This is a genomic window from Aeromicrobium ginsengisoli, assembly GCF_004134905.2.
Classification (GTDB): Bacteria; Actinomycetota; Actinomycetes; order Propionibacteriales; family Nocardioidaceae; genus Aeromicrobium; species Aeromicrobium ginsengisoli.
In genome coordinates this window covers 81,609-97,529 of the sequence record NZ_SDPQ02000002.1, presented here as the reverse complement: position 1 = coordinate 97,529, position 15,921 = coordinate 81,609, and the positions used below count along the sequence as shown (strand labels likewise).

Sequence of the window (15,921 nt, the reverse complement as noted above, 5' to 3'; positions counted from 1 at the left end):
ACATCGGTTTACGCTATGTCGCACCTGTCGCGACAGCATGGAGGGCACGTTCTTATGGGAGCTCGCAAGCTCACGCGTTGGCAAAAGGCCAGCGTCCTGGTTCCGATGACCGTTCTGGTCGGGGCCTATGGCGCCGTGCTGTCCCACGCGGACCTCGCGACTGCATCCGACGGCAACACCAGCTCCGACATCCCGGCCGTGCCCTCGACCGCGTTCGAGGACCCCGCCAGCGTGCAGCCGACCCCCGCCGGCATCGACCAGAAGGCCGGTCTCGCCGGCACGGTCTCGACGCTGTCGACCAACGGCATCCCGTCGTCCGCGCTCTACGCCTATCACCGCGCCGAGACCCTCCTGGGCAAGGCCGACGCGTCGTGCAAGCTGCCGTGGAACCTCGTCGCCGCGATCGGCCGCGTCGAGTCCAACCACGGACGCACCGGCGGCAACTCCCTCAACGCCGACGGCGTCGCGACGCCCGGCATCTACGGTGTCGCTCTCGACGGTCGTGACGGCCGCGCCAAGATCACCGACACCGACAGCGGTGCGCTCGACAAGGATCCGGTCTACGACCGCGCGGTCGGGCCCATGCAGTTCATCCCCAGCACCTGGAAGTCCGTCGCGGTCGACTCCGACAACGACGGCAAGAAGAACCCGCAGGACATCGACGACGCCGCCACCTCGGCCGGCATCTACCTCTGCGCCGGTTCGGACGACCTGTCGACCCAGTCGGGCGCTGCGGCAGCGGTCAAGCGCTACAACCACTCCGACTCCTACGTCGACCTGGTCCTGGCCATCTCGGCCCGCTACGCCCAAGGTGACTTCACGCAGTCGCCCGACGGCTACACGACGGCGCCGGTCCTGACCTCCTCGTCCAACGACCAGACGCTGAGCTCGGAGGAGCGCAAGAAGGCCAAGGCGGCGGAGGCGAAGGCCAACAAGCCCAAGCCCGGTTCCAGCACCGGCGGCGGCTCGACGGGCGGCGGAACCGGCGGTGGCGGCACCGGCGGCGGAACCGGTGGAGGCACCGGCGGCGGCACGGGTGGAGGCACCGGCGGCACGACGTCCGGCGGCGTCACCGGCCTGGTCGACGGGCTCGTCACCGACCTGACCGGCGGCGGTACCACGGACTCCGGCGGCACCACCGACTCCGGTGGCTCGGCCACGCTGACCTGGGCCGAGGCCAAGGTGCAGTGCCTCGCGAGCGGCATCTCCGCCCTCGACCTGATCAAGCTCACGAGCTGCATCACGTCGCTGCTGAGCTGACACGACGTACGCAGAAGGGGCCCTCCGGCGGAGGGCCCCTTCTGCACGTCCGGCCTACTTCGGCGCCGGCATCGACCGTTCGGTGCGACGCACCGCGATCAGCACGGCAAGGCGCCGCTTCGCGAGCAACCGACGGCGCCGGGCCGCCGACCTGACAGCGCCGGTCACTGCGCGAGCCGCCTGACGATCGGCAGCCGGCTCCGCGTGAAGAGCATCGCAGCGAGTGCAGCCAGGAGCGGGACCACCACGACCATCGCGCCCAGCAGGAGCCACGGCACACGGATGATCGGGTCGCCGATCGACTCGGCGCCCAGGACATAGGACGCCGACGTCAGTGGCCAGGTCACGGCGATGCCCGGCGCGAAGCCGACGGCGATGCCGAGCACCGTTCCCAAGGAGGCCAGCACGACGGCCTGCGCGCCCGCGACGAGGCGGCGTGTACGAGGTGCGGCGCCCACCGCAGCCAACGTCGAGAAGTCCGGCCGTGCATCGCTCAGGGCGAGTCCCGTGGCCGTCATCGTGCCGATCAGGACCGCCAGGGCACCGAAGCCGAGCAGGGCCAGGAACGGCAGCGTGTACGTCTCCTGGAACCCGCGTTCGACCCGCGCGCTCCCGTAGTCGACAGCGAGTCCCGAGAGCGCGGCATTGACCTTGTCCTCCACAGCCTGGCTCGGTACCGAGCCCTTCGGCGAGATCGCCCGTGCCGATTGCCATGGCAGGTGGTGCGCCCTCATCGCCGCGGGTGAGATCACCGCGAGGCCGATCGTCGGCTCCGGGCCGCGAGGCACATGACCCGTGCCGAGGTCGGCGACGACAGCCTTGATGGGGACCCTCCGCACCTTCTCCCCCTTCACCTCCTCGAGCGTCACCTCGCCGCCATTGGCGACGCGGCGGTCGCCGGCGATGACCTGACCGCGCTCGAGTGCTTGGGTCGATCGCGCGTCGAGCCGCACGCCCCAGGCGCGCAACGTGGCCGGGTCGGCCACCACCAGCTCATTCGACCCGGAGTAGCCGTCGGGCGTCCGGACCGAGATGCTCACACCACTGTCGTCCATGGCCTGGATCCCGGCAGAACCGATCGGCGTGAACGTCAGCCCGCCGCTCGCCGCCGACGCCGCGTCGAGCATATGCCCGGCTCGCCGCGGATCGACTGTCACGACCATCCCGCCCGGCGTCGACTCATACGTGTATTGCTGGCGGCTCTGCTCGAAGTCGCTGGCCGAGCCGATCGCTATCGTCGTGATGCCGGCGACCGACGCCATGATCGCGGCGATCGCCGGAGCGCTTCGTGCGCGCTGCCGTGCCGTGTCGCGGATGGCGAGACGGAGGGGAAGCGGAAGCACCGTGCCGACGCGAGCGACCGCGCCGATCAGGAGCGGCGTCAGCAGCACGGTGCCCATGACGATCGCGATCATCGACCCGGCCACGGCGGTCTCGCCGCCCGGCTTGATGCCGAGCGTGAAGCACATGGCCAGGCCTGCGGCGATCAGGAGCACGCCGAGCGCCGGCCATCCTCGGCTCGACCTGACGGTGCCTCGACGACCAGCCAGGACCGCGGCGACCTGCTGCTTGGCTGCTTGCCGGGCCGGCACGTACGCCGCGGCAAGCGCCGCGATCGAACCCAGCACCACCGCAGCGGCAACATAGGCCCACTGCACTTCGAACGGCCCGAAAGCGACACTCGGGATGATCGACGGTACTAGCCAGACTGTCGCCGACGAGAGCGCAAGGCCGAGGATCGCGCCGACGACGCACGAGATGAAGCCGAGCACGAGCGCCTGTCCCAGGACGACCCGGCGGATCTGGTCCGGAGACGCACCGGTCGCCGCCAGGAGCGCGAGGTCCCGGCGCTGCCGGCGCACGCCCACGGCGAAAGCCGGGCCGGCCAGCAGGACGACCTCGAGGACGATGGCCGTCACGATGACGACCATCACGCCTCGCATGCCGTCGTCGCCGCCGTCACCGAACTGCTCCGAGCTCGACAGGTCGGACCTGGCCGGCGGGTGGTCCAGGACGTAACGCGACACGACCAGGAACCCCGCTGCGTTGAGCGCGCGGACGTCTTGCCACGTCACCGGCGCCGCACGGTCGATCAGGTACGTCGTCTCGCCGTCGCCTGGCGTCGAGCCCGGCAGGACCAGCACCCCCGACGGATTGCCGCCCCGGATCACCGTGCTCAATCGGCCGATGCCGACCACTCGCGAAGCCTTGCCGTCGCCGATCTCCACGTTCGTGCCGATCGTGGCGCCGTGGTCGGCCAGAGCCTGGGTGACCAGGACCTCGTCGGCGGCACGCGGCGCGCGACCGTGCTGGACGGCATACATGCCGCGCGTCACGGCTTCGCCGGGATCCAGGGCGAGCAGGTCGGCTCGATAGCCGCGGTCACCGATCACGATCGAGGTGTGGAAGGTGCGGTGGACGGTTGAGATCCTCGCGTGCGTCGCTCGTTCGAGGGCGGCTGTCTGGGCGCCCGACCCGGCGTCGAATGGCTTGCCAGTCATGCCGTACGACGAGCCGTCAGGCGATTGATGCACCCCAATCGGCCCCAGGAAGGTTGCCGAGGCTGCCGCGGCACCCATCGCGTCCGGGAGCCCTTCGCGCTGGTCGACGTCGTTGGTCGCGACGAGCGTCGTCAGCATCACGGTGAGCAGGACGGGCGTGCCGACCATGACGGCGATCAACAGGCTGCGCCCCTTCGACCGGAGCGCATCTCGCCGACCGGCACGCAGCGCCACCCGCCACGAGGCGGAGAACTGGCTCACACGTGCCGTCCCGAGCCGAGCAGCGCCTCGGCTGACAGGTCCGAGGCCGTCGTGTCGGTGATCTGCCCGTCGCGGAGGAACACGATGCGGTCGGCCCACGCGGCGTGCCGGGCGTCGTGGGTCACGAGCAACCCCGCGGCTCCGCGGTCGATGCGCTTGCGCAGCACCCGCAGCACGGCCTCGCCGGTCTGCGAGTCCAGCGCACCGGTCGGCTCATCTGCGAGCAGCACCCTGCGCGGTCCGACCAGAGCACGAGCGATCGCCACCCGCTGCTGCTGCCCGCCGGACATCTCGTCGGGGAACCGGTCCGCGAGCTCCACCAGCTCGACGTCCTCGAGCGACCTCAGTGCGGTACGCCTGGCCGTACGCCGTGACGCCCCGTCAAGCTCGAGGGGGAGGCCGACGTTCTCGACCGCGGTCAGCGTCGGGATCAGGTTGAGGTCCTGGAACACGTAGCCGACGCTGCGGCGACGCATCGCGGCGAGTTGCTTGGTCGACAGCTCCGCGAGGCCCTGGCCCTCGATGAACACCTCGCCGCTGGTCGGCCGGTCCAGGCCGCCGAGGAGCGTCAGGAGCGTGGACTTGCCGGATCCAGAGGGGCCCATCACGGCGACGAGCTCGCCCTCGACGAGCGTCAGGTCCACGTCGCGGAGGGCGTGCACCTCGGCCGCTCCTTCACCGTGCACCCGGCTGACCCCACGCAGCTCCAGCACGACGGCGCGTTCGGCCGTGTTCATGACCGCACCCGATCGGCGTCGGTGGCAGTCGCCGAAGCCGGCTCGGCCCGCAGCGCCCGGCTCACCCGCGACTCGACATGGTCGAGCCAGCGCACCTGCGACTCCGCGGAGAAGATCAGACGTTCGAGCACGAGCTCCCACGCCAGGTCGTGCGCCTCGTCGGCCTGGCGTTTGAGCCTGGTGTAGTCCTGCAGCTGGCGGAGCGTCGCCGCTCGCTGGGTCTGCACGAGTGCCGCGATGTCGACGCCTTTCATGCCGACACCCAGAGCCAGCTTGATCGACAGCTCGTCGCGGGGGTCCGAGGTCTTGTCGACGGGAGTCGTGAACCAGTCGGCAGCCTGCGCCCGCCCGGCGGTGGTGAGGACGTACGCGATCCGGCCTTCCGCGTCAGCCTCGCCGGCTCCCTCGACGAGGCCGTCGCGCTCGAGGCGTTGCAGCGTCGTGTAGACCTGTCCCACGTTGAGTGGCCAGGTCCCGCCGGTGCGCGCCTCGAACTCGGCCCGGAGCTGGTAGCCGTGGCGTGGTCCCTCCATCAGCAGGGCCATCAAGCTGTTCCTGATCGTCATCGGCCATCCCTATACTCGGTATGCATGCGCTGGGCATGACGGTATACCGGGTATGCACCGATGGCAAGCAGGTCAGCGCGAGAGGCGTGCGGCGAGCTCGGCGGCCCAGTAGGTCAGCACGATCTCAGCGCCGGCCCGGCGGATCGACAGGATGATCTCGTCGATCGTGCGCTCGCGGTCGAGCCAGCCGTTGGCAGCGGCCGCCTCGACCATCGCCATCTCGCCGGAGATGTTGTAGGCCGCGACCGGCACGTCGACCGCCGCGCGCACGTCGGCGATCACGTCGAGGTAGGACAGCGCCGGCTTGACCATCACGATGTCGGCGCCCTCGTCGATGTCGAGCAGCACCTCGCGGATCGCCTCGCGGCTGTTGGCCGGGTCCTGCTGGTACGTCTTGCGGTCGCCCTGCAGCGACGAGCCGACGGCCTCGCGGAAGGGGCCGTAGAAGGCTGAGGAGTACTTCACGGCGTAGGCCAGGATCACGGTGTCGTCATGACCCGCTGCGTCGAGAGCAGACCGGACGACGCCGACCTGACCGTCCATCATGCCGCTGGGGCCGACGACGTGGGCGCCGGACTCGGCCTGCACGACACCCATCTGCGCGTAGATCTCGAGCGTCGCGTCGTTGTCGACCCGGCCCTGCGCGTCGAGCACTCCACAGTGGCCGTGATCGGTGAACTCGTCGAGACACAGGTCGGACATGACCAGCAGGTCGTCGCCGACCTCGGCGCGCGCATCGGCGAGGGCGACGTTGAGGATGCCTTCGGGATCGAGGGCACCCGAGCCCTGCGCGTCCTTGTGCTCCGGCACGCCGAACAGCATGACCCCACCGAGCCCGAGCGCGGCCGCCTCGGCGTACGCCTTGCGGGCTGTGTCGCGGGTGTGCTGCACGACGCCGGGCATGCTCGTGATCGGCCGCGGCTCAGTGATGCCCTCCGCGATGAACATCGGCAGGATGAGCTGCGACGGCTGGACGTGTGTCTCCGCCACCAACCGCCTCATCGCCGGCGACTGGCGCAGGCGACGAGGACGGTCGGCAGGAAAGGGCATACGTGTTCCTAGGCCTTGCGACGCGTCGAGGGACGCTTCTGCGAGGGCTTGGTCACCGGCTCGCCCGCGTCGAGGAACGCGAGGCGGCGAGCCGCACCGAACTCCGCGAGCGCGTCAGCCAGGACCTCGACCGACGGGGACTCGGCGAGGACGTCGACCCGCAGGCCGTGCTCCTCGGCGGTCTTGGCGGTCGCCGGGCCGATGCACGCGATGATCGTCGACGTGTGCGGCTTGCCGGCGATGCCCACGAGGTTGCGGACCGTGGACGACGAGGTGAACATGACCGCGTCGAACTTGCCGGTCTTGATCGCCTCGCGCGTCGGCGCTGGCGGCGGGGCGGCCCGGACGGTGCGGTAGGCCGTGACGTCGTCGACCTCCCAGCCGAGATCGACGAGTCCGGCCACGAGGGTCTCGGTCGCGATGTCGGCGCGGGGCAGGAAGACCCGGTTGATCGGGTCGAGCAGGTCGTCGTAGGGCGGCCAGTCCTCGAGCAACCCGCGAGCCGACTGCTCGCCGCTGGGGACGAGGTCGGCGCGGATGCCCCAGGTGGCGATGGCCTCAGCCGTCTTGTCACCGACCGCGGCGATCTTGAGACCCGAGAACGCGCGGGCGTCGAGCCCGTACTCCTCGAACTTCTCGCGGACGGCCTTGACGGCGTTGACGCTCGTGAACGCGATCCACTCGTAGCGACCCTCGACGAGCCCGCGTACGGCCTTGTCCATCTGCTGCGGGTTGCGCGGCGGCTCGACCGAGATCGTCGGGACCTCTTCGGACAGTGCGCCGAAACCACGCAGGCGCGCGGCCAGGCTGGCCGACTGCTCCTTGGTGCGGGGCACCAGGATGCGCCAGCCGTAGAGCGGCTTGGTCTCGAACCACGACAGCGCCTCGCGCATCGTGACGACCTGGCCGACGACCGTGATGGCCGGGGCGGTCATGCCGGCCGCCTTGGCGTCAGTGGCGATGTCGGCGAGGGTCGAGACGACCGTGGTCTGCTCGGTCGTCGTGCCGACCCGGGTCATGGCGACCGGGGTCTCGGCCGAGCGGCCGGCGGCGACGAGGCCTGCGGCAACCTCGCCGATGCGGGCGACCGCCGACAGCAGGACCAGGGTGTCCTGGCCCGCGTGCTCGGACCAGTTGATCGATGCGTCGCCGACGCTGACGACGGAGTACTCGCGGTGCGTGCGGTTGGTCAGCGGCACGCCGGCGTAGGCGGGAACCGCCGAGACCGAGGAGATGCCCGGCACGATCTCGAAGCCGATGCCGGCCTTGCTGCAGGCCGCGGCCTCCTCGGGCGCCGTCGCGTAGGTGAACGGGTCACCCGCGATCAGGCGTACGACGTGGGAGCCGGTCTTGGCGTACTTGACGACGAGCCGGGCCCGAGCGGCGTGGGTCAGGGTCTCGCCGTCCTCACCGACGCCGCCGTCGATGATCTCGGCACCGTTGGTGACGAGGGCCGCCTGCTCGGGCAGCTCCGTGATGACGATGTCCGCCTGGGCGAGCAGCTCAGCCGCTCGCACCGTCAGCAGACTGGCATCGCCCGGTCCGGCACCGACGAAGCTCACGTGGCCGCGGGTGGCCTTGTGCGCGCTCGGTCGAGCCGTGGACGGTGCTTCTCGCATCGCAGTGGTGATGGTCACGGTGGTCCTTTTCTCGATCTGCCTGGGGGTTATGAGGCGACAGCCACAAGGGTGTCTGCGCCTTCGGCGAGCATCTCGGCAGCGAGACGCTCCCCGACCGCTGCGGCTTCGGATGGCAAGCCGGTCGCGGACAGTCGGATGGTGGGCGAGCCGGAAATGCTTCCGACCACGGCACGAAGCCAGAGCTCGTCACCGTCGTCGCCTTGGGCGACTTCGGCAAGAGCTCCCACAGGTGCACTGCAACCTGCCTCGAGGGTGGCGAGGAGGCTGCGCTCAGCGGTGACGGCAGCGCGGGTGTCGCTGTCGTCGAGAACGCTGAGCAGGTGGATCGTCGCGTCATCATTGGCGCGACATTCGCAGGCAAGCGCTCCCTGCCCGGGGGCGGGAAGCATCTGCAGTGGATCAAGGACTTCGGTCGCCTCGCCGGCGCGGCCGAGCCGCAGCAGACCGGCACGGGCGAGCAGGACGCCGTCGTAGTCGCCTGAGGCGACCTTGGCGATGCGGGTGTCGACGTTGCCCCGGATCGGGACGACCTCGACGCCGAGGCCCAGCGCGTTGAGCTGCGCCTCACGCCGCGGCGAGCCGGTGCCGACGCGGGCCCCCTGTGGCAGCTCACCGAGGGTCAGCCCGTCGCGGGCCACCAGCACGTCACGCGGGTCCTCGCGCTGCGGGATCGCGGCGAGGGCGAGGCGCGGATCGGGTGTCGTGGGCAGGTCCTTGAGCGAGTGCACGGCGATGTCGACGTCACCGCGCACGAGCGCCTCGCGCAGGGCAGCGACGAACACGCCCTGGCCGCCGAACTCGACGAGCGGCTGCCGGCTGCGGTCGCCCTCGGTGGAGATCGTGACGAGCTCGACCTCGACGCCGGTCGCCCGGAGGCGGTCGGCGATCAGGCCTGACTGGGTCACGGCGAGCGCGGACGCGCGCGTGCCGAGGCGGAGGACGGTCATGAGGACTCCCCCTTGACCTGGGTCACGGCATCGACGGTGGACTGGTCGAGCGCGAACAGGTCGGCGAGCGCCTCGGCGTACGTGAGGTCGGCGCGGCCGTCGATGAGCTGCTGGACGCGGACGGTCGGGGCATGGATGAGCTTCTCGGCGACACGGTGCAGCGCCTTGCGGACCGCGGCGAGCTCGTCGGCGGTGAGGTCGGGCAGCCGGGTCTCGATGCGCGCGAGCTCGGCGGCGACGACATCGGTCGCCATCGTGCGCAGCGCGACGACGGTCGGGGTGATGTGCGAGGCGGCCTTGGCGGCGAGGAACGTACGGACCTCGTCCTCGACGATCGCGCGCACCTGCTCGACATCGCCCGCGAGCTCGGTGTTCTCGCCGAGCCGCGCCAGGACGACGAGGTCGATGAGGTCGACACCGTCGACGTCACGGACGCCGGGATCGATGTCGCGGGGCAGGGCCAGGTCGATCAGGGCCATCGAGCGGCCGGCACCGGCTCGGGCGATGCGCTCGCGGTCGAACACGACACCTGTCGCGCCGGTGCAGCTGATCAGCACGTCGGTCGCGGCGAGCTCGACGTCCATGGCCTCCCAGCGGACCGCGCTGACGCCGAACGTGGCGACCAGGGCGTACGCCCGCTGGAACGTGCGGTTGGCGACCATGATGTGGCTCGGCGCGACACCACGGTTGATCAACGTACGGACGGCGAGGCTGGCCATCGTGCCGGCACCGGCGACCAGGAAGCGGGTGTCGTCGGCGTCGACGACGGCACCGGCCGCATCGAGGCCGGCGGTGACGATCGACGGGGCGAGGCGGTCGATGCCGGTCTCGGCGTGACCGCGCTTGCCGATGCGCAGGGCCTGCTGGAACAGCGCGTTGAGTGCCGAGCCGACGGTCTGCTCGGCCTGGGCGCTGTGCAGCGCGTCGCGGACCTGGCCGAGGATCTGGCTCTCACCGAGGATCATCGAGTCCATGCCGGCGGCGACGCCGAACAGGTGCGCGACAGCGGCCTCGTCGAAGTGGACGTAGACGTGGCGGACGAAGTCGTCGCGGTCGAGGCCCGAGTGCTCGGCGAGCAGGCGCGACACCTCTTCGACGGCGCCGTGGAACCGTTCGGCCTCGACGTAGATCTCGACCCGGTTGCACGTCGAGATGACGACCGACTCGGAGACGAACGGCGCCTCGAGCACGAGGTGCGAGAGCTTGACCGCGGCGTCCGTGTCGAGCGACGCGCGCTCGAGCACGTCGATCGGCGCCGACTTGTGCGACATACCAACTACCAAGACGCTCATGCCGCCACCTCCGAGGAAAGGGCACGATACGGAGGCGTCGGCATGATTGCTGCCTTGATGATTCGTTCGCTGCGCTCGCTCATGCGCCCACCACCTTGTCGTTCCCGGCCTTGCGCTGCTCGTGATAGGCGAGGATCTGCAGCTCGATCGACAGGTCGACCTTGCGTACGTCGACGCCGTCGGGCACCTGCACGAGGGCCGGCGCGAAGTTGAGGATGCTCGTCACACCCGCCGCGACGAGGCGGTCGGCGACCTCCTGGGCCGCGGTGCCGGGCGTCGCGATGATGCCGATCGAGATGGCCCGCTCCTCGACGATCGCCGGGAGGTCGTCGAGCGAGGAGACCGTGATGCCGGAGATCGTGGTGCCGACGCGCTTGGGGTCGGCGTCGACGAGGGCCGCCACGCGGATGCCACGGGTGCTGAAGCCCTGGTAGGCCGAGAGCGCGGACCCGAGGTTGCCGACGCCGACGATGACGACGTCCCAGTCCTGGGTCTGGCCGATCTCGCGGGCGATCTGGTAGCGGAGGTACTCGACGTCGTAGCCGACACCGCGGGTGCCGTAGGAGCCGAGGTAGGACAGGTCCTTGCGGAGCTTGGCCGGGTTGACGCCCGCGTTCTCGGCGAGGTCGTTTGACGAACACGTCGAGACACCCTGCTCGGTCAGCGCGTTGAGCGCGCGCAGGTAGACCGGCAGACGTGCGACGGTGGCATCAGGGATGCCACGAGCGCTGCCGTCCGCGAGGGGCGTGCGAAGTATGGTCACGGTGCTCCTGCACTGCACGGCCGGGGATTATCCCTGTCGGGACTGGCGCGCGGTGCCCGCCCAGTTTAAGAGTTTGTGAACGCGTTAACAAAATCCGAGGGCTGAGCGAGCCCTGCGAGCGAACGCCCGAGGAGGTTGAGCGATCCGCGCCGCAGGCGCCAGTCTGTCGAAACCACGCGAGACGTGTGACCCACGTCACCACAGGGCGATGGCATATCTCACATGCGCGAAGCCCCAGGCCTCAGCTTTCAAGAGCCCCCCGCAGCCGCGCCGCATCCACCCGCCAGAAGTCATGCTGTGCCCCGTCGACGAACGTCACTGGCACCTGGTCGGTGAACCGGGCAGTCAGATCGGCGTCGTCCGTGATGTCGACGCGTGCCCACGTGTCACCCGTCTCGGCGCAGATCTCCGCGACCAGCGCCTCGGCGACCTCGCACAGGTGACAGCCCGGACGGGAGTAGACGACGACGCGGGCGTCGTCGGCGTGCGCGATCGTCACGATGCGTCGAGGCCGAGTGTCTCGCTCCGCGCGAGCGCGCGCAGCCGGCCCTTGGCGACCTTGCCCGTCGCCGAGTGCGGGAGACCTTGCACCACGACGACCCGCTTGGGCTGCTTGAACCTGGCGAGCCGCGTGCGGCAGTGCGCCTCGACCGACTCGATGATCGTGGACTCGGGGGTGTCGGCGTTCTCCGGGACGACGAACGCCACGACTGCCTCGCCGGTCTCCTCGTCGGGGAGGCCGACGACGGCCACCTGGACGACGCCCGGGACCTCCGCGATGACGTCCTCGACCTCGAACGGATAGACGTTGAAGCCCGAGACGATCACCAGCTCGCGCAGCCGGTCGACGAGCGTCAGGTCGCCGTCCTCGTCGAGGAACCCGATGTCACCTGTCGGATACCAACCGTCGTCGCGCGGCCCGTCGACACCGTCGGGCCAGTAGCCGGAGAAGAGGTTGTCGCCCTTGACCCAGATCTCGGCGGGGTCGCCGGCATGCGCGTCGGCGTTGTTGGCCTCGACGATGCGGACCTCGATGCCGGGCAACGGCCGGCCGACCGAGCCGGCTTTGGGTGGCGCGTCGGGCTCGCGCAGCGAGCCGAACGTCGTCGCGATGACGGGTGCCGTCTCGGTGAGCCCATAACCCTGCTCGATGTGCTTGCCGGAGGACGCGAAGAACGTCTCGGCGAGCTCGGGGTCGAGCGCCGAGGCACCCGACAGGATCGTGGTGACGCGGGCGAGCTTGTCGCGGAGGTCGTCGCGCCCGGCCCAAGCGGCCACGACGGGCGGGGCCAGCGGGATGTTGGTGACGCCTTCCTCGACGATCTGGTCCAGCAGCCCGTCGGGGTCGAAGCCGTCGACGAGCAGCACGCGGGCACCCTGGCGTACGGCCTGGCCCAGAACGCAGTTGAGGCCGTAGATGTGGAACATGGGCAGCAGGCCGAGGCACACGTCGTCGGACGTCATGGCCGGCGGATCGAGCTGGGCGATCTGCTCGATGTTGGCGATCATGGCCCGGTGCGTCAGCATCGCGCCGCGTGGCTTGCCGCTGGTGCCAGAGGTGTAGAGGACGACCGCGAGCGCCTCGGCGTCGGCGGGGGCAGCCGGATCGGTGCCGGCCGCGTCAGCGAGGAACGCCTCGAATGCCGTCTCGTCCTTCTGCGGCTTGGCGCCGTCGACGATCACGCTGATCTGGTGGTCGTCGGTGACCGCCTCGCGGACCTGGGCCACACCGGCCTCGTCGCAGAGCACGACCCGGGCCAAGGAATCGGCGAGCATGCGACCGATCTCGCGGGTCGTGGATCGAGGGTTGATCGGCACCGCGACCATGCCGCCGCGCAGGATGCCGAAGTAGGCGATCGGCAGGTCGATCCGGTTGGCCATCACGACCGCGACCCGGTGGCCGGCGACGAGCCCGCGGGCGGACAGCCCGCGCGCGACGGCGTCTGCCGCATCGTCGAGCTGACGCCAGGTGATCTCGCGGCGTTCGGCGCGATGCTCGACCAGTGCAACGCCATCTGGATCGGTGGACGCAGCGTCGCGGAGGTAGTCGCTGACATTGACTGTCACGCCTCCGAGTCAACCACACGTGAGACCCGCCGGAGGACGTTAGTCTCGGTTACATGTCACGGGACGCACGACCCGATCAGCCGCGCAATCTGCGCTCGCGATCCGTGCTGTCCGGTCAGGCTGCCGCGTCGGCCGCCGAGATCGAGAGCGCACTGTCGACCGAGCCCGACACGACCGCCGCGGCGTTCTTCGACGTCGACAACACGATCATGCAGGGCGCATCGATCTTCCACCTCGCCCGCGGCCTCCATCGGCGCAAGTTCTTCACGACCAAGGACATCGCCAAGGCCACCTGGCAACAGCTCTACTTCCGGGTCGCCGGGGTCGAGGATCCCGAGCACATCGCCAAGGCCCGCTCGTCGGCGCTGGCGTTCATCGCCGGCCACCGGGTCTCGGAGCTGGAGGAGATCGGCGAGGAGATCTTCGACGAGCACATGGCACACAAGATCTGGCCCGGCACGCGCGCCATCGCCCAGTGGCACCTCGATCGCGGTCAACGCGTCTGGCTCGTGACCGCCGCCCCGGTCGAGATCGCCAACGTCATCGCGCGGCGCCTCGGCCTGACGGGCGCCCTCGGCACGGTGTCGGCACACGTCGACGGCGTCTACACCGGCGAGCTCGTCGGCGAGATGCTGCACGGCGAGGGCAAGGCCGCGGCGATCCGGGACATCGCCGAGCGCGAGGGACTCGTGCTCGCCGACTGCTATGCGTACTCAGACTCCAGCAACGACCTGCCGATGCTGTCGCTGGTGGGTCATCCCTGCGCGGTGAACCCGGACTCCACCTTGCGCGCCCACGCGCGGGCCAACGACTGGCGCATCCGCGACTACCGCACCGGCCGCAAGGTCGCGCTGGTCGGCGGGAAGGGCGTCATGGCAGCGATTGCGGCAGGCGGCGCCTGGCGCGTGCTGAGACATCGGAAAAATCGAACGAACTGACAGCATCTCCGACCCGGGTTAGTATTTCGGGGATCAGGGAGGGCCTGTGAGAAGCACCACGAGTCGGTTGCGCGTCGCGCTGTCGCTGGCCCTTGCCACCCCTGACGACAGGTCCCTCCTCATCGCGCTCGCCGTGGCGGATTCGCCCGCGTACGCGCCGTCGACCGGCTCCTCCAGCCCGCAGGACGACCAGGACCCCGAGGCCACTCGCCTTCGCGCTCTGGTCGACCTGGCCAAGGAGGGCGATGCCGAGGCGTTCGGCCAGCTCTACGACCACTACGTGACGGGCGTGTTCCGCTTCGTCTACTACCGCGTCGGGTCCCAGCAGCTCGCCGAGGACCTCACGAGCGAGACATTCGTCCGCGGCCTCCGCGCCATCCAGCGGTTCAACTGGCAGGGCAAGGACTTCGGCGCCTGGCTGACCACGATCGCGCGCAATCTCGTCGCCGACCACTTCAAGTCCAGCCGGGCCCGGCTCGAGATCGTCGCCGAGACGATTCCCGAGGGCAAGGTCACGGTCCCCAGCCCCGAGCAGGAGGTCCTCGCCCTCATCTCCAACGAGATGCTGTTCGAGGCCGTCAACGCTCTCCCCAAGGAGCAGCGCGACTGCATCCTCATGCGCTTCATCCAAGGCCTGTCGATCGCCCAGACCGCCGCCGCCCTCGGGCGCAGCGAGGGTGCCATCAAGCAGCTCCAGCTGCGTGCCGTCCGCAGTCTTGCCAAGACGATGCCGGAGGACGCGCGATGATCGCCACTGCCCACTTTGTCCTGTCATTTCCCCGTAACTTCGCGGACGCCCACGTCGTTGTACGTGGTGGAACGTCCACAGCAGTGAGGAACGCATCATGATCGGCCGTCGCTTCCACGACGACGCCCAGTCCTTCGAGGAGGCCTGGAGCGGCCGCGCACCCGGCGACGAACACATCGCCGAGCTCGTGCGCTTCGCCGAGACCTTGTGCGAGTCGGCAGTTGCCGAGCCCACCCCGATGTTCCGCGAGTCTCTGCGCACCCAACTCATGACCGAGGCCCAGACGGTCCTCGTGCCGATGCCGGCCACGCCGTCGCCCACCCGGACCCGCGAGGCCAGCCCCGTCCGCCGTCGCGTCGCCGGCCTCACCGCCGCCATGGTCGCGTCGGCCGGAGTCGTCGGCATCGTGGCGTCGAGCGCGTCCGCCGTGCCCGGCGAGATGCTCTATCCGGTCAAGCGCAGCGTCGAGTCCGTCGAGCTCGCTCTGCACCGCGACGACGCCTCGCGCGGCTCGTTCCAGCTGCGTCAGGCCGCCGAGCGCCTCGCCGAGGCTCGCAAGCTCAGCGGCAAGGGCGCCTCCGAGAGCCTCATCGCCCAGACGCTCGAGGACTTCTCCTCGCAGGCCGAATCCGGATCGACCGCACTGTTCAGTGCCTACACCGGCAACGGCGAGAAGAAGTCGATCCGCACCGTCAACGACTTCGCGGTCGAGGCCACCGCCGACCTGTCAGCGCTGTCGTCGCAGCTGCCCCCGGGCGCCGACGACTCGTTCGAGGCCGCCACAGCAACGATCACCGAGCTGGCGACCCAGGCATCGTCGCTGTGCTCCGCCTGCACGACCGGCGACCTCCAGCAGCTCGTCGCCTCGGTCAAGGACCTGTCGGTGACCCCCAGCAGCGCGGGCAGTGAGTCGTCCGACGACAAGTCGGGCAAGCCCTCGGACTCCGACCCCAAGACCCCGGCGAAGCCGGCGGCCAGCACGTCGACCGACAAGCCCATCGTGTCGCTGCCGCTGCCGACGACGGCACCCACCACCAAGGCACCGAGCCTGACTGACCTCACGGACCCGGTGATCGGCGCCGTCCTCGGTGACGAGAACCAAGAGGGTTTGATCCCCGGCCTGCTGAACGGGCTCCTGGGCAAGAAGTAAG

General features: G+C 70.0%; 14 protein-coding genes. 4 read left to right on the top strand and 10 right to left on the bottom strand.

What is annotated here, in order from left to right; all coding sequences use genetic code 11:
* Window positions 1-105: 105 nt before the first annotated feature.
* Window positions 106-1,260: a lytic transglycosylase domain-containing protein gene (locus ESP70_RS20065; protein ID WP_246161950.1), complete on the top strand. Its 1,155-nt coding sequence runs from the start codon at window positions 106-108 to the stop codon at window positions 1,258-1,260.
* 164 nt (window positions 1,261-1,424) lie between these two features.
* On the opposite strand, the gene ESP70_RS07210 is transcribed toward ESP70_RS20065, so the two are convergent.
* The 10 genes from ESP70_RS07210 to ESP70_RS07165 form a co-directional block, all read right to left on the bottom strand.
* Complete coding sequence (locus ESP70_RS07210; protein WP_149688672.1) at window positions 1,425-4,022, bottom strand: FtsX-like permease family protein; 2,598 nt, start codon at window positions 4,020-4,022, stop codon at window positions 1,425-1,427.
* On the bottom strand, window positions 4,019-4,759 hold the full coding sequence (locus tag ESP70_RS07205; protein ID WP_149688671.1) for an ABC transporter ATP-binding protein: 741 nt from the start codon (window positions 4,757-4,759) through the stop codon (window positions 4,019-4,021). The genes ESP70_RS07210 and ESP70_RS07205 overlap by 4 nt, the downstream gene beginning before the upstream one ends.
* Entirely contained in the window at window positions 4,756-5,325 is a 570-nt protein-coding gene (locus tag ESP70_RS07200; protein WP_149688670.1) for a PadR family transcriptional regulator, read from the bottom strand. The genes ESP70_RS07205 and ESP70_RS07200 overlap by 4 nt, the downstream gene beginning before the upstream one ends.
* A 72-nt stretch (window positions 5,326-5,397) precedes the next feature.
* The gene (gene hemB / locus ESP70_RS07195) at window positions 5,398-6,375 is read right to left on the bottom strand and encodes a porphobilinogen synthase (protein ID WP_149688669.1); all 978 of its coding nucleotides are present in this window, start codon (window positions 6,373-6,375) and stop codon (window positions 5,398-5,400) included.
* Window positions 6,376-6,383: 8 nt separating this feature from the next.
* A complete protein-coding gene (locus ESP70_RS07190) occupies window positions 6,384-7,994 on the bottom strand; it encodes a bifunctional uroporphyrinogen-III C-methyltransferase/uroporphyrinogen-III synthase (protein WP_149689694.1) in 1,611 nt (536 codons plus the stop codon).
* Between the two features lie 47 nt (window positions 7,995-8,041).
* Window positions 8,042-8,962, bottom strand: a complete 921-nt coding sequence (hemC, locus tag ESP70_RS07185; RefSeq protein ID WP_149688668.1) for a hydroxymethylbilane synthase — start codon at window positions 8,960-8,962, stop codon at window positions 8,042-8,044.
* Window positions 8,959-10,254: a glutamyl-tRNA reductase gene (locus ESP70_RS07180; protein ID WP_149688667.1), complete on the bottom strand. Its 1,296-nt coding sequence runs from the start codon at window positions 10,252-10,254 to the stop codon at window positions 8,959-8,961. The genes hemC and ESP70_RS07180 overlap by 4 nt, the downstream gene beginning before the upstream one ends.
* 79 nt (window positions 10,255-10,333) lie before the next feature.
* Complete coding sequence (locus tag ESP70_RS07175) at window positions 10,334-11,017, bottom strand: redox-sensing transcriptional repressor Rex (RefSeq protein WP_056399605.1); 684 nt, start codon at window positions 11,015-11,017, stop codon at window positions 10,334-10,336.
* Between the two features lie 241 nt (window positions 11,018-11,258).
* On the bottom strand, window positions 11,259-11,516 hold the full coding sequence (locus tag ESP70_RS07170) for a glutaredoxin family protein (RefSeq protein WP_149688666.1): 258 nt from the start codon (window positions 11,514-11,516) through the stop codon (window positions 11,259-11,261).
* On the bottom strand, window positions 11,513-13,084 hold the full coding sequence (locus tag ESP70_RS07165; protein ID WP_149688665.1) for a class I adenylate-forming enzyme family protein: 1,572 nt from the start codon (window positions 13,082-13,084) through the stop codon (window positions 11,513-11,515). The genes ESP70_RS07170 and ESP70_RS07165 overlap by 4 nt, the downstream gene beginning before the upstream one ends.
* Before the next feature lie 53 nt (window positions 13,085-13,137).
* Between ESP70_RS07165 and ESP70_RS07160 the strand changes: the two genes are divergently transcribed.
* From ESP70_RS07160 to ESP70_RS07150, 3 genes are all read left to right on the top strand, one after another.
* Window positions 13,138-14,022: an HAD family hydrolase gene (locus ESP70_RS07160; protein WP_149688664.1), complete on the top strand. Its 885-nt coding sequence runs from the start codon at window positions 13,138-13,140 to the stop codon at window positions 14,020-14,022.
* A 46-nt stretch (window positions 14,023-14,068) separates the two neighbouring features.
* On the top strand, window positions 14,069-14,770 hold the full coding sequence (locus ESP70_RS07155) for a sigma-70 family RNA polymerase sigma factor (RefSeq protein WP_149688663.1): 702 nt from the start codon (window positions 14,069-14,071) through the stop codon (window positions 14,768-14,770).
* Between the two features lie 97 nt (window positions 14,771-14,867).
* The gene (locus tag ESP70_RS07150) at window positions 14,868-15,920 is read left to right on the top strand and encodes a DUF5667 domain-containing protein (RefSeq protein ID WP_149688662.1); all 1,053 of its coding nucleotides are present in this window, start codon (window positions 14,868-14,870) and stop codon (window positions 15,918-15,920) included.
* The last annotated feature ends 1 nt before the right edge of the window (window position 15,921 follow it).

Bases quoted from the DNA above. Each gene is read 5' to 3' on its own strand.
- ESP70_RS20065 (WP_246161950.1), top strand. From the start codon at position 106: ATGACCGTTCTGGTCGGGGCCTATGGCGCCGTGCTGTCCCACGCGGAC.
- ESP70_RS07205 (WP_149688671.1), bottom strand. From the start codon at position 4,759: ATGAACACGGCCGAACGCGCCGTCGTGCTGGAGCTGCGTGGGGTCAGC.
- ESP70_RS07200 (WP_149688670.1), bottom strand. From the start codon at position 5,325: ATGACGATCAGGAACAGCTTGATGGCCCTGCTGATGGAGGGACCACGC.
- hemB (WP_149688669.1), bottom strand. From the start codon at position 6,375: ATGCCCTTTCCTGCCGACCGTCCTCGTCGCCTGCGCCAGTCGCCGGCG.
- ESP70_RS07190 (WP_149689694.1), bottom strand. From the start codon at position 7,994: ATGCGAGAAGCACCGTCCACGGCTCGACCGAGCGCGCACAAGGCCACC.
- hemC (WP_149688668.1), bottom strand. From the start codon at position 8,962: ATGACCGTCCTCCGCCTCGGCACGCGCGCGTCCGCGCTCGCCGTGACC.
- ESP70_RS07180 (WP_149688667.1), bottom strand. From the start codon at position 10,254: ATGAGCGTCTTGGTAGTTGGTATGTCGCACAAGTCGGCGCCGATCGAC.
- ESP70_RS07160 (WP_149688664.1), top strand. From the start codon at position 13,138: ATGTCACGGGACGCACGACCCGATCAGCCGCGCAATCTGCGCTCGCGA.
- ESP70_RS07150 (WP_149688662.1), top strand. From the start codon at position 14,868: ATGATCGGCCGTCGCTTCCACGACGACGCCCAGTCCTTCGAGGAGGCC.